Origin of the sequence: Hymenobacter telluris (assembly GCF_017313265.1) — a bacterium.
Lineage (GTDB): Bacteria > Bacteroidota > Bacteroidia > Cytophagales > Hymenobacteraceae > Hymenobacter > Hymenobacter telluris.
On the sequence record NZ_JAFLQZ010000003.1, the window covers coordinates 450650 to 463330 of the forward strand.

The 12681-nt window shown below is 62.1% G+C and carries 11 protein-coding genes; 10 read left to right on the forward strand and 1 reads right to left on the reverse strand.

Going from position 1 to position 12681, the window contains the following annotated elements; translation table 11 throughout:
• The first annotated feature begins 158 nt into the window (after positions 1 to 158).
• From J0X19_RS06805 to J0X19_RS06830, 6 genes are all read left to right on the forward strand, one after another.
• Positions 159 to 419, forward strand: a complete 261-nt coding sequence (locus J0X19_RS06805) for a YMGG-like glycine zipper-containing protein (RefSeq protein ID WP_206982990.1) — start codon at positions 159 to 161, stop codon at positions 417 to 419.
• A gap of 125 nt (positions 420 to 544) precedes the next feature.
• Positions 545 to 1480: an NAD(P)-dependent oxidoreductase gene (locus J0X19_RS06810; RefSeq protein WP_206982992.1), complete on the forward strand. Its 936-nt coding sequence runs from the start codon at positions 545 to 547 to the stop codon at positions 1478 to 1480.
• 271 nt (positions 1481 to 1751) lie between these two features.
• Positions 1752 to 2267 carry an LVIVD repeat-containing protein gene (locus J0X19_RS06815; RefSeq protein ID WP_206982994.1) on the forward strand — a complete coding sequence of 172 codons (516 nt, stop codon included), beginning with the start codon at positions 1752 to 1754 and terminating at the stop codon, positions 2265 to 2267.
• 19 nt (positions 2268 to 2286) lie between these two features.
• Positions 2287 to 3057, forward strand: coding sequence for an LVIVD repeat-containing protein (locus J0X19_RS06820; protein WP_206982996.1), 771 nt, complete (start codon positions 2287 to 2289; stop codon positions 3055 to 3057).
• Positions 3058 to 3720 (forward strand): hypothetical protein, encoded by a 663-nt coding sequence (locus tag J0X19_RS06825; RefSeq protein WP_206982998.1) that lies wholly within the window; start codon positions 3058 to 3060, stop codon positions 3718 to 3720.
• 419 nt (positions 3721 to 4139) lie between these two features.
• Positions 4140 to 5096: a 1-phosphofructokinase family hexose kinase gene (locus J0X19_RS06830; protein WP_206983000.1), complete on the forward strand. Its 957-nt coding sequence runs from the start codon at positions 4140 to 4142 to the stop codon at positions 5094 to 5096.
• Between the two features lie 255 nt (positions 5097 to 5351).
• Here J0X19_RS06830 and J0X19_RS06835 read toward each other — a convergent pair whose 3' ends face one another.
• On the reverse strand, positions 5352 to 6467 hold the full coding sequence (locus J0X19_RS06835) for a glycerophosphodiester phosphodiesterase (protein ID WP_206983002.1): 1116 nt from the start codon (positions 6465 to 6467) through the stop codon (positions 5352 to 5354).
• Positions 6468 to 6760: 293 nt separating this feature from the next.
• On the opposite strand from J0X19_RS06835, the gene J0X19_RS06840 reads away from it, so the two are divergent.
• From J0X19_RS06840 to J0X19_RS06855, 4 genes are all read left to right on the forward strand, one after another.
• A complete protein-coding gene (locus tag J0X19_RS06840) occupies positions 6761 to 7741 on the forward strand; it encodes an AAA family ATPase (protein ID WP_206983004.1) in 981 nt (326 codons plus the stop codon).
• 126 nt (positions 7742 to 7867) lie between these two features.
• A complete protein-coding gene (locus J0X19_RS06845) occupies positions 7868 to 8740 on the forward strand; it encodes a DUF58 domain-containing protein (RefSeq protein ID WP_206983006.1) in 873 nt (290 codons plus the stop codon).
• 52 nt (positions 8741 to 8792) lie between these two features.
• On the forward strand, positions 8793 to 10433 hold the full coding sequence (locus tag J0X19_RS06850; protein ID WP_206983008.1) for a BatA domain-containing protein: 1641 nt from the start codon (positions 8793 to 8795) through the stop codon (positions 10431 to 10433).
• Entirely contained in the window at positions 10430 to 12673 is a 2244-nt protein-coding gene (locus tag J0X19_RS06855; protein WP_206983010.1) for a hypothetical protein, read from the forward strand. The genes J0X19_RS06850 and J0X19_RS06855 overlap by 4 nt, the downstream gene beginning before the upstream one ends.
• The last annotated feature ends 8 nt before the right edge of the window (positions 12674 to 12681 follow it).

Consider the following 12681-nt stretch of genomic DNA (forward strand, 5'->3'; position numbering starts at 1 on the left):
GTTTTTACTTTGTTTTCAGGCATTTTCCCCGATTTCCACACAATATTCCCTTCTAAGTACAACCTGATTTTCGGTGTTTGCGTTTTAGGCTATAGTTCAGTTTAAAGTCCTGTACTCTAAAAATAGCCCACATGAAAACGCTCAAAATATATGTCGCCATGTTGTCCGCTGTACTGATGCTTGGCGGTACGGTAGCCGCTCCGGAAGTAGCTGCGCAAACCAAAAAAGGCTGGAGTAAGAAAGCCAAAGGCGCCGCTATTGGCGGTGGTGCCGGTGTGCTGGGTGGCGCCGTAGTTGGTGGCACCAAAGGTGCCATTATTGGTGGTGCTGCCGGTACGGTAGCGGGTGGTGCCATCGGCCGCAAGAAAGACAAGAAGAAAGACCGGGCCCGCTACGAGCAGTACACCCGCAAGGACTAGCCGCCTTAATCTTGTATGCACAAAGCCCTGCGCCCATCGGCGCGGGGCTTTTTTGTGTGCTACTAGATCGGCCATAAGATAAAGGCCTTCGTGCAACCTTGCCGGCAACGGGTAGTATGTTGGGTATGCGCTTATTTGTTTATCCTTCGCTCAACGATTCTGCCCGTCAGGCCCTGCTCAGCCAGCTCCCCGCCGACGTAACCGCCACTTTTCGCCAGGAGTTGCCCGAAGCCGACCAGGCCGCGGCGTTTCAGCAAGCGGAGGTGCTACTCGGCAATCCGCCCGCGGAGTGGTTTGCCAACACGCCCCCTACTGCCCTACAGTTCTGGCAGATAGATTCGGCGGGCATCGACCGATACCAAAAGGTGCAAACCAAGGCGCAGGTAGCCAACATCGGCGACTTTTTTGCGTGGCCCTGCGCCGAAACCATGGTGGCCGGCATCCTGAGTTGGTACCGGCACATTCCGGAGCTGGCCGTGTTGCAGTCCGAGCAGAAATGGGTAGGTGCCCCCATTCGCTTGAAACTGGGGCTCTTGCGCGACAAGCGGGTGATTATTCTGGGCAGTGGCGCCATTGGGCAGGCGGTGGCCCAGCAACTCACTGGTTTTAATTGCGCCGTGCGCTTTCTGGCCCGCACCGACCCTAAGGCGCAACTGCATTCCAAAGAAGATCTAGCCGCGGCCCTGCCCGCAACCGATATTGTAGTGAACTGCCTGCCCGGCAGCGCCGAAAACTTCTTTTCCGCTGAGCTAATCAACGCCATGCACCCCGGCAGCATCTACGCCAGCGTGGGCCGCGGCAACACCACCGACGAAGCCGCCCTGCTAGCCGCTCTGCAAGCCAACCGCCTCGCCGGCGCCATCCTCGACGTAACCCGCCAGGAGCCACTGCCCGCCGACAATCCGCTCTGGCAGCTGCCCAACGTACTGCTCACCCAGCACAGCGGCGGCGGCCAGCCCGGTGAGGACGCAGGCAAAGTAGATATCCTGCTGCGTAACCTGCACCATTTTCAGCAAGGCCAGCCCCTGGAAAACAGCGTAGAGCTAGGCCGCGGGTATTAGTCCGAACTAGAGTAGTGGACTTCATTTCGGGGTGGGTGTAGGGCGAAGCCTTTGCTTCGCGTATCGTTGAACGACTGCCGTTGCGCATAGACAACCTCAGCAACGATACGCGAAGCAAAGGCTTCGCGCTACATCGTCTGTTACGCCGCCTACTTCGTTTTTACGGAACGGCAGGCGCTGCTTTTTCCGCAAAATTCTTCTTTGCAGTAGGATGCAACCATTCCAGCTCCATTAGGGCTCCCAGGAATATCTACCCTTAGCTATTCCTGCCATGCACAAACTCTACTCTTGCCTACTGGGCGGCGCATTGCTGCTTAGTTTAACCGCCTGCCCCGGCGGTGAGCCCTTCGAGCAGATTCCGGTACCGATGTACAAGCCGCTGCTGATGCCGCGCACCCAGCTAGAGCAAGCGGTGGCCGTGCTGCCACCCCAGGAGATGCACAATACCGGCAAAATCTACCTCCGCGACCCGTACATCCTCATCAACGAGCGGTACGAAGGCGTGCACATCATCAACAACCAGAACCCCGCTAGTCCGCAACCCGTGGCGTTTCTGCGGATTCCGGGCAACGTGGATGTGGCCATGAAAGGCAACATGCTCTACGCCGACAGCGGCTCCGACCTGCTCACTTTCGACGTGTCGAACATGCAGGCGGCTCGGCTGCTCAACCGGGTGCGCGACGCGGTGCCGGAGTTGCCCATGCCCGAAGCCGGTAATGTCCCCACTGAATATCAGCCCGAAAACCGCCCTGCCGACGCCGTAGTGGTGGGCTGGCAGAAACTATAACTCTATCCTCCCTCGACTTATGCGCTTCCTTTCTACCCTCCTCACTAGTTCTCTGGCCGCCGTGCTGGCCTTGAGCCTCGGTGCCTGCAACTCCAACGATGCCGCCAGCCCCGCCAGCGCCGACCAAGCCGCCAGCGACGGTAAAGGTGGTTCTTTGGCCCGCTTCACGGTGCTTAACAACACGCTCTACGTAGTTGACAACCAAAGCCTGCGCCTGTTTGACCTGGCTACGCCTTCTGCCCCCGCCCGCGGACAGGTAATCCCGCTGAACTTGGGCATCGAAACCATTTACCCGCGGGCACCTTACCTGTTTCTGGGCACGCAGCGCGGCATGTATATTTTCGATGCCTCGATGCCCGCCCAACCGCAGCAGGTGGCCTATTATGAGCACGTCATGAGCTGCGACCCAGTGGTGGTGGATGAGCGGTTTGCCTACGTAACCCTGCGCGACGGCCGCACCTGCGGCGGCGGCCCCAACCAGCTGCAAGTAATCGACCTGACCAACCTGCGCGCCCCCAGCTTGGCCCAAACCTACCCCATGCAGCACCCAATGGGCTTGGGCGTAGATAGCACCTTGCTATTCGTGTGCGACAAAGACAAGCTGAAGGTATTCGGGACGAAGAACGCGCCGACGCTGCAAACTCTGCAAACCTTCGACGTGAGCGTGTCGGACGTAATTCCGCACCGGGGACAATTGCTGGCTATCGGGCCCGATGGGCTGCATCAGTACCGTTACCGCAACGGTGTGCTTACTCCTTTAAGTGTACTGCCCATTACGCCAAGCAAGTAAATGCGGCTTCGTTTTTTAGTGGCAGGAGCACTGGTGACGGGAAGTCTGACGGTGGGGCAGGCCCAGGTGCCCACTCCCCCAACCCGGACGTATAATGCCAAGTTCGACTTGGTGCCTTTGCTGGCCAGTGGCTACCAGGTGAGCGTGGAGAAGGTGTGGGGGCCGGCGTATCGGCAGGCGCTGGTGGTAACGCCCCAGTTCTACCGCGGCCACATTCAAGATATTACCTCCAACCTGACCGAGGGCAGCAACCGGGTGCGCGGCTACGGGCTGGCCGTGCAGCACCGCATCTACCTGAACGAGCGGACCACGCCGCTGGAAGGCTTCTACTTCGGTTACGGGCCGCACTACCAGCACTTCGAGCTGCAATTTCAGGGACCTAGCTGGGAGCCCGAAGTAGCGCCCAGCGGCCTGACATACTACGAGTACCGCTCCCGTGGCCAGCAGGAAACCGTAGACCGGTACGGGGCCGCCGCCGTGCTGGGTGGCCAGTTTTTCCTGCCCGATTTGCCTGTATTTCTGGATGTGTCTGTTGGGCTAGGCTGGCGCAAATCCAGCTCCCGCTCCACAATAGCCGGCAACCGGTACGCCAGCGGCATGAGCGACTATGGCGCCGACGGCCACTATCTGCCCGTCGGCTTCCGATTAGGGGTGGCGTGGTAGATGGTGAAGTGGTGAAATTGTGAAATGGTGAGGTTGACGTTCTGGCGGCGCCACTTGAGCAGCAAGCTCACCATCTCACCAGGATGGAGGGCGAATTTTTTGTGAGTTTCTGCGCTATGCTTCTTGTAAACGGCTAGCTGCATCGTGTGCCGGCCAGCCCACCCCGGCAGCAACGCCCCCGGAAACGTGCGCCCCGACCACGGCACGTTGGGCCGCGGGGTATTGTCGACCTTGCGTATAGAGGAATTGAAAGGCCTGTTGCTAAATCAGTTGATTTTGCAACTGTAGCCTGCTATGGCCAGTAAGGGGAAGTGCTGCGGGCCCGATATCCGGGCGCTTAGCCTGTTTCGGCAAGGCCGGCCGCTGCCCCAAGCAGCCGCTGGCACTTTTCTCTTACTCGCCCTTCCAATAACCCTCTTATGGCACATATCGTCACGCTCACACTGAACCCTACCGTTGATAAAAGCACCACAGTGGATAAGATTGTGCCCGACCATAAGCTGCGGTGCGACGCGCCCAAGTTCGAGCCGGGCGGTGGGGGCATCAACGTATCAAGGGCGCTGAAGCGGCTGGGGCTGGAGTCGTTGGCGGTGTTTCCGGCCAGCGGACCGGCGGGTACGCTGTTGCAGCACCTGCTCACCCAGGAGGGCATCGAGCAGCACCCGATTACCACCATCAACTGGACCCGCGAAAACTTCATTGTGGTGGACACTTCCACAAATCAGCAGTACCGCTTCGGGATGCCCGGCCGCGAAATTTCTCCCGACGAGCAGAATCTTATCCTCGAAACCCTACAAGCCCTGCACCCCGCCCCCGATTTTCTGGTGATAAGCGGCAGCCTGCCCCCCGGCATCGACCCCGAATTTCTGGTGAAGATTGTGCAGATGGCCCACGCCAGCGGCACCAAAGTGGTGGTGGACACCTCAGGACCGGCGCTGGAACGGGTGGTGCAGGAGGGCGTGTACCTCATCAAGCCCAACATCGGTGAGCTGTGCCGCATGGCCGGCGTATCAGAGCTGGACAGCGCCGCCGTGGGCGAGGCCGCCAAGAGCTTAATCAGGGCCGGCAAGTGCGAAATCATTGTGGTTTCGATGGGGCCGCAGGGCGCCTGCCTGGTTACCGAGGATTTCGTGGACCACGTACCTGCCCCTACCGTGAAGCGCCGCAGCACCGTGGGTGCCGGCGACAGTATGGTGGCTGGCATGATTTCCGCGCTGGCCAACGGGCAGTCGGCGCGCGAGGCGGTGCGGCTGGGCGTGGCCTGCGGCACGGCCGCCACCATGAATTCCGGCACCGAGCTGTTCAAGAAGCACGACGTTGAAAAGCTCTACCGCTGGCTCCTGGACATCATGCCCAAGGATAAAGCCGTGAGTTGAGAGAAGCTACTTACAAGCTAGGATTATGAGACTAGCAAGCTAGTTCCCCTCCTCAGATGAGGAGGGGTTAGGGGTGGTTGAACAGCTAGAGCTAGAAACTAAAACTAGTTAGTCGTTCAACGATGAGTCAATTACCCCTAGCCCCTCCTCATCTGAGGAGGGGAACTAGTTTCTAACTCTAGTTTCTAAAACCAGAAAAGCCCCGGCCGCACATGCGTGGCTGGGGCTTTTTTGTATTTGGTGCAAGTGCAATTACTACTGCTGCTTGGCGGCTACGGCGGTGGCGGTGTAGTCGGAGAATACGCCGTCGAGGCCCAGGTCGTAGAAGTTTCGGTACTCCACTTTGGGGTCGTTGGCGTAGGCGGGCAGCAGGTAGCGGGCTTCGTCGCGGAAGGTGTAGGCGTGCACCAGCAGGCCGCGCTGGTGGGCGCGCGTAAGCAGCGTGGAAGCGGGCAGCTTGCTCATGTCACTGGCTTTGTAGGGCTGGATGAAGGGCTTCCAGAGGCCGATGCCGTTGGCGTAGGTTTTCACGAAATCCAGGCCGGCATCGGTGGCGAGGTCGTTGTAGGTGCGCGGGTCGCCGGCCACCACGAAATCGTAGGGCTGGCCGTTGGGCGCAGTCATTACCATGTTGCCGTTGGCGTCCACGTCGTAGGCATCATAGAGCTGCACCAAGCGCACCGTGGAGTTGTACTGGCTGCGGATGGCGCGCAGGTTGCTGACCTCAAACGACTGCACGAACACCGGCGCTTCCTTACTGTTCCAGCCGGCTGCCGTAAGGGCATCCATCAGCTTGCGGGTAAGCGGCAACCCCTGCGCTTCGTGGAAGGTGGGGTGCTTGGTTTCGGGGTAGATGCCGATGACCCGGCCCGTAGCCGCCGACTGCGCTTTCGCCAGGTCGATTACCTCCTGAAACGTGGGAATAGTGTACTGCCCGTTGTACTGCTGCGGCCGGTCGGCCATGGCCTGCTTGGCCTTCATGGTCTTGATTTCGGCCAGCGTGAAGTCGCCCACAAACCAGTCGTTGTAGGCCACACCATCCACCATTTTAGTGGTTTTGCGACTGGCAAACTGGGGCAGGTCGGCCACGTTGGTAGTACCCGACAGCATGGGCTCGTGCCGGCACACCAGCACTTGGTCTTTGGTGAGCACCAGGTCCTGCTCAATGAAATCTGCGCCCTGCTCGATGGCGCGCTGGTAGGCTTCCAGGGTGTGTTCGGGCAGCAACCCCGAGGCGCCGCGGTGGGCAATAACCAGCGGCGCTTTGCCGTCGAGGGTGTTGTATTGGGCGGCGTTGGTGCTGTCGTCGTCCTGGCAGGCGCTGGTAGCTAGCATGCAGGTGGCACTAAAAAGTAAAAGAATGTTTCGCATAGCTGGCAGAATAGTTCAGCGCAAAAGTTGGCGTCCTATGTCACTTCCAGATGAAGGCCAGATTACGAAATTGCTGGCATTTGGGCAGTACCGATTTAAGTGAGCTTGCTGATTATCCCGGCAGCGGTGCGTATTATGAGTTTTCATTTCAGAAGGGAACAGGTTGCTGGCGTGTGTTTTCGATGGTCTAAGACCTCATTACTAGCTGGCCTGCCGTGGAAATATGAGCCGCTAAGCAGCCTTCCCCCTCCTGTTTCTGACTATAGCTTGTACCTGCTTCCAACTTTCCCTGCGTGACCGAACAAGACGTAACCCGCCTGCTGGCCAAGCTGCCGCCGCTACGCGAAGAAATTGCCAAAGTAATTGTGGGCCAGCACGAGGTGCTGGATGAAGTGCTGGTGGCGCTGCTAGCCGGCGGCCACGCGCTGCTCGAAGGCGTGCCGGGCCTGGCCAAAACCCTGCTGGTGCGCACTCTGGCTTCGGCCACCGATTTGCCGTTCCGCCGCATCCAGTTCACCCCCGACCTGATGCCGACCGACATTCTCGGCACTGAAATTCTGGAGGAAGACCACGGCACCGGGCACCGCTCGTTTAAATTCAACGAGGGGCCCATCTTCGCCAGCCTGGTGCTGGCCGACGAAATCAACCGGACGCCGCCCAAAACCCAGGCGGCGCTGCTGGAGGCCATGCAGGAAGGCCACGTCACGTACGCCGGTCAGGAACACGCACTGCCCAAACCGTTCTTTTTGCTGGCCACCCAAAACCCCATCGAGCAAAGCGGCACCTACCCGCTGCCCGAGGCCCAGCTCGACCGGTTCCTGCTCTACATCCGCATTGGCTACCCCACCGAGCAGGAAGAGCTGGCCGTGCTCAGCGGCACCACCGGCACCGCCCGCCCCGAAGTCCGCCCGGTGCTCAGCGGCAATGACGTGCGCGAATTGCAGCTATTGGTGCGGCAGGTCAGCTTGAGTGCGGAGCTGCTGGGGTTTGTCAACCGGCTGGTGCGCGCCACCCGCCCGGCCACTTCCGAGGTGAAGTTCATCAAGGACTACGGCCGCTGGGGCGCCGGTCCGCGCGCCGGGCAGGCCCTGATTTTGTGCGCCAAAGCCCGCGCCCTGCTGCAAGGCCGTTTCGCCGCCACGCTAGAGGATATTCGGGCCTTGGCTCCCGCCGTGCTGCGCCACCGGGTGCTGCTCAACTTCAACGCCGAAGCCGAAAACCTCACCGCTGATGATGCCGTGCGGGAGTTGCTGAAGGCGGTGAAAGTCAATTAAAAATTGAGAATTAAAAATTAAAAATTGTTCACGTAGCATAACTGACTGCGGACTTTGCTTTAGACGTCGGCTACATCTAAAGGCACCATCAATCAGCCTCAGTAATTCTCAATTTTTAATTAAAAAATGCTTTCCCCCGAACTCCTGTATGCGTTGCGCAACCTGCCGCTGGCGGCCAAGCAAGCGGCGGAAGGCTTCCTGCACGGGCAGCACGCCAGCCGGCGGCACGGTGTGGGCATGGAGTTCAGCCAGTACCGCCCCTACCAGCCCGGCGACGACCTGCGCCGCCTCGATTGGCGCCTGGCCGCCCGCTCCGACAGGTACTATCTGCGCGAATCGGAAGTGGATACCAGTCTCACGGTGCACCTGCTGCTCGACGCCAGCGCCAGCATGAACCACCGCGACGACAACGGCCTCAGCAAGCTCGACTACGCCCGGCTGCTGGTAGCGGCCCTGGCCTACCTCGCCACCCAGCAGGGCGACGCCGTGGGCCTTACGGTGCTGCACCCGGCCGGCCTGCGCCACCTGCCGCCCCGCGCCGATGCCCGCCAGCTGCCGCGCCTCTACCACGCCCTGGAAACCGCCGAAGCCACCGGCACCTTCCCCGACGCTGGTACACTGGCGCCCCTCACCGCCCGCCGCCAACGCGCCCTCACCGTGTGCGTGAGCGACTTGTACGAGGAGAATTCCGAAATAGAGAACCTGCTGACACGCCTGCGGGCCACATCCGGCGACGTGCTGCTCCTGCACTTAATGGCCAAAAACGAGCTACACTTCACGTTTCGGGGGCCGGTTACGTTCGAGGACCTGGAAACCGGCCAGCGCCTCCAGCTTGATGCCGACCAGCAGCGCGCCTCCTGGCAGGAGCAGCTGCAAGCCTGGCTCAGCACCACCGCCCAGCAAGCCCGCCGCCACGGCTTCGACTATCACCAGCTCAACACCGCCGACCCACTGGACCGCGCCATGCGCGAGTTCCTGCGCCGCCGGGCGTTGTCGTGACGGCCCACAGTTGACCGCCGTTTTTCTTGCCTGAATCACCTACCTAGCCGCGTTGTACTCCGTCACTTCCTTTCTCCTCGCAAACACCACCGCTGGCCTGCTGGCCCTGCTGGGGCTAGCCGTGCCGGTGGCTATTCACCTCTGGAACCGGCGGCCGGGCCAAACGGTGCAGGTGGGCAGCGTGCGGTGGCTGGTGGTGGGGGCCAACCGGCGGCTGCGCAACCTCCAACTCGAACAGCTTTGGTTGCTGCTGCTGCGCGCCGCCATCGTGGCGTTGCTGGCGTTGGCAGTGGCCGGGCCCCTGTGGCAACGCTTCCAAAACAGCCGGGCACCGCGGGGTATAGTACTGCTAGCCCCCGAGGCCCTGCGCCCCGAGGTACTGCCGGCCTTGCGCCCCACCGTAGACTCGTTGCGCCGGCAGGGCTTTGCGCTCCGGCTGTTTGCGCCGGGGTTTCGGGTGGTATCCGGTCGGGCCTGGGCTAGCCCCGATTCGCTGGCAAAGCTGACAGCTCCGCCCGTTCCCGCCGCTTCCTCTTCGGTTCCGCCGCCGCCGCCCGACAACTACTGGCACCGCGCCCGGCAAGCCGCCGACTCATTCCCTGATCAGCCCCTGCGCATTGTGGCGGGCACTGCGTTGCGGCACTTTTCCGGGCCACGGCCGGCGCTGCCGGCGCAACTAAAGTGGCAACCCGTTCCCCTCCCCGATTCAATGGTTTGGCTGGCCGGCGCGGCTTTTGCAGGAACCGACACGTTGCGCCTGTTGCTAGGCCGAAGCCGGGAAGAAGCCACCACGTTTCAAACAGTACTACGCCCGGTGCCTCGGGCGGCTGGTTCGGTGGCCGTGCCGGGCTTACCGGCGCTACCGTACCAACCCGGCACGACCGGCCGGCCGGCCACGCTACGGCAACCAGGACAACCGGCCGTGGCTGTTCTACCGGGGCCGCTGCGGGTAATGCTCTATACCGATGCGCTCCACGCCGAATCGGGGCGCTACGTGCGGGCGGCCTTACAAGCGGCTTCTATCGGGCTGATGCAGGGGCTGGAAATCCGCACTGCCTCGGCCGAAACCACCTTCTCTACCAGCCCCCCGCCCGACTGGTTGTTTTGGCTCAGCGAAAAACCTGCTCCTGCCAGTTGGCAAGCTCAGGTGCCGCGCGGTGCTCAGCTTTGGCAGGAAGCCACGGGCACTGGCGCAGCCGTCCAAACCGAGCTGGACCTTGCGGGCCTGGCCGTAGCGCCCCCCATTGCCATTACCCGCCTCGATACCACCATCCAACGCAAAACCCGCACCGCGCTGGTGTGGCAGGATGGCACTGGGCGCCCGGTACTTACGCATCACCCCAACGGCGCGGGCGGCCTCTACCAACTGCAAACCCGGTTGCAACCCGCCTGGAGCGGCCTGCCCGATAGTCCGGCCCTGCCCGAGTTGCTGTTGCAACTGCTGCGCCCGGTTGCCCCGCCCACCTACGCCACGCACGACGCCCGCCAGCTGGATGCCACCCAGCTTACCAGCTTCGCGCAGCCCGACACCAGCCGCCGGGCTGCCCCAAGCGCAGCAAGCCGGAAGGCTGGCCCCAAGGTGCAGACTACGGAGTTGCGGGCCTGGGTGGTGCTAGCGGCGTTGGTGCTGTTTGCGTTGGAGCGGTGGTTGGCTCGCCGGGGCACTCTTACACCTTCTGTTTCTGCGGCATGAGTGTTATAGCTACTTCTTTGATATCCGGCCAGGATTTACTGCGCGACATCAACCGGCGCGAAGTCAACCGGCGCACTACAGCGTTGCTGCTACCATTGGTTGTTGCTGTGCTGGCGCTGGGTGCTTGGGCGCGGCATTGGTCGGCGGGGCCGCTGGTTTTCGGAGTAGGCGTGGCAGTGCTGGTGCTGGGCGCTGGTCTCTGGCTGTACCACTTGCGGCAACCCCGGCTAGCGTTGTTAGCCCAGCGCCTCGACCGGTTATACCCAGAGCTGGAAGACAGCACCGGCTTGCTGCTGCATGATGAAAGCCAGCCGCCCCTGAACCTGTTGGAGCAATTGCAGCAGCAACGCGTGCGGGCTCGCCTCACGTCCCGGCAAGCGGCGCAACCTTACTTGTTGCCATTTTCGTGGAAGCCTGCCCTACTGACTACTGCGGCGCTGCTGTTGCTGCTGGCCGGGGGCATATGGTGGCAGCAGCCGGCCCGCACTGCCACGGCTTCGGCGGCATTGCCAGTGCGCTTTCCGGATGCCGAAACCCCGGTAGCACCAGGCCAGCCGGCGCCGGCCAAGCTGCTGAACACGCGCCTGTTGGTGCTGCCGCCAGCGTACACGCGCCAAGCCAGTTTTGCGCCCACCAGCTTGTCGTTTAGCTGTCCGGCTGGTTCTCGGGTGCGCTGGACGGCTCAGGTGAGCCGGCCAACCCGTAGCGCCCCGGTGCTGGAAATGGGGGCAAAGCGCATTTTGTTTCGGGCGGTACCGGGCCAGCCGACCCAGTTTGTGGCCGAAGCCACCGTAACGGCCTCCGCGCTGTACCGTTTGCGTTTCAATGGGCAAGTGTCTGATGATTACGCCCTTGATGTGGTACCCGACCGCGCGCCCACCCTGCAAATTCAAACACCTAAGCCTTATACGCTCATTGAGTTTGGGGCCAGCTCTACAGTGCCGGTGCGGGTGCTGATGCGCGATGATTACGGCCTGACCGAAGCGCAGCTGGTAGCCACGGTGGCGCAAGGCCAGGGCGAGGCCGTGAAGTTCAAGGAATTCGTTACCAACCTCAGCGGGCAGCTGCGCGGCCAGCCCCGCCAAGCTACCGTTAGCACCACGCTCCGCCTGCCGGCGCTGGGCCTCACCTACGGCGACGAAGTGTATTTCTATGTGCGGGCCCGCGACAACGCCCGCCACCTCACCCGCTCCGATACCTATCTGGTGCAGTGGGAAGACACCACCGTGCAGGACGGCCTTACGGATATGTCGCTCAGTGTGAATGTGGTGCCGGCGTACTTCCGTAGTCAGCGCCAGATCATCATCGACACCGAAAAGCTAATGGCCGAACGTGCCAGCCTACCAGCCGCAGCTTTCACCGAGCGCGCCAACAACCTGGGGTTCGACCAAAAAATGCTGCGCCTGCGCTACGGCAAGTTTCTGGGCGAAGAATCGGAAAACAGCATTGGCTCGGCCCCGCCCCCCGCGGCATCTGATTCCACCAAATTAACTGACGGCCACTCCGCCGACGACGGCCACGACCATTCCGCCGCCGCCAGCTCGTCACCCGCCGACCAGGGCGACGCGGCCAGTGCCACCGCCGAGCTGATGGAGCCTTACATGCACCGCCACGACGATGCCGAAACGGCCGACTTTCTGGAACCAGCCGTGAAAGCCAAGCTGCGGGGCGTACTCAACCAGATGTGGGAAGCCGAATTGCGCCTGCGCCTCGCCAAACCCGCCGAAGCCCGGCCGTTCGAGTACCGTGCGCTCCGCTTGCTCAAACAGGTGCAGCAGCAAACCCGCGCCTACGTCCGCAAATCCGGCTTTGAGGCGCCCGTGCTGCCCGAAGCCACCGCCCGCCTCTCCGGCGACCTGGCCGGGGCAGCTACGCCTCGGCTTCAGCACCAAGCCCCGCGCCCGGCCACGCAGCCTGAGCTGCGGGATGCCGTGCGGCTACTGGCGGCCATGCGTACCGGCCAGCCCGCTCGCCCCACTGATGCCGTCACGCTGGAACGCGCCGGCCAGGCCGTGGCCCAGGCTGCCCTGCAACGCCCCGGTGCCTATCTCGCGGCTGTTCGGGCGTTGCGCCAGCTGGCCGCCGATGCCCGGGTGGGCCGCCAGTTGTGTGCGTCGTGCTTCGGCCCGGCGGAGGCGGCTCTTACGGCGCTATTGCCGGTACCTCCGGCGGCCCCGGCCCGGCCGGTGCCTGGTGGCCGGCTGAGTCAGCGCTATTTCCAACGTTTGAACACCCAATAAGGTCAGCA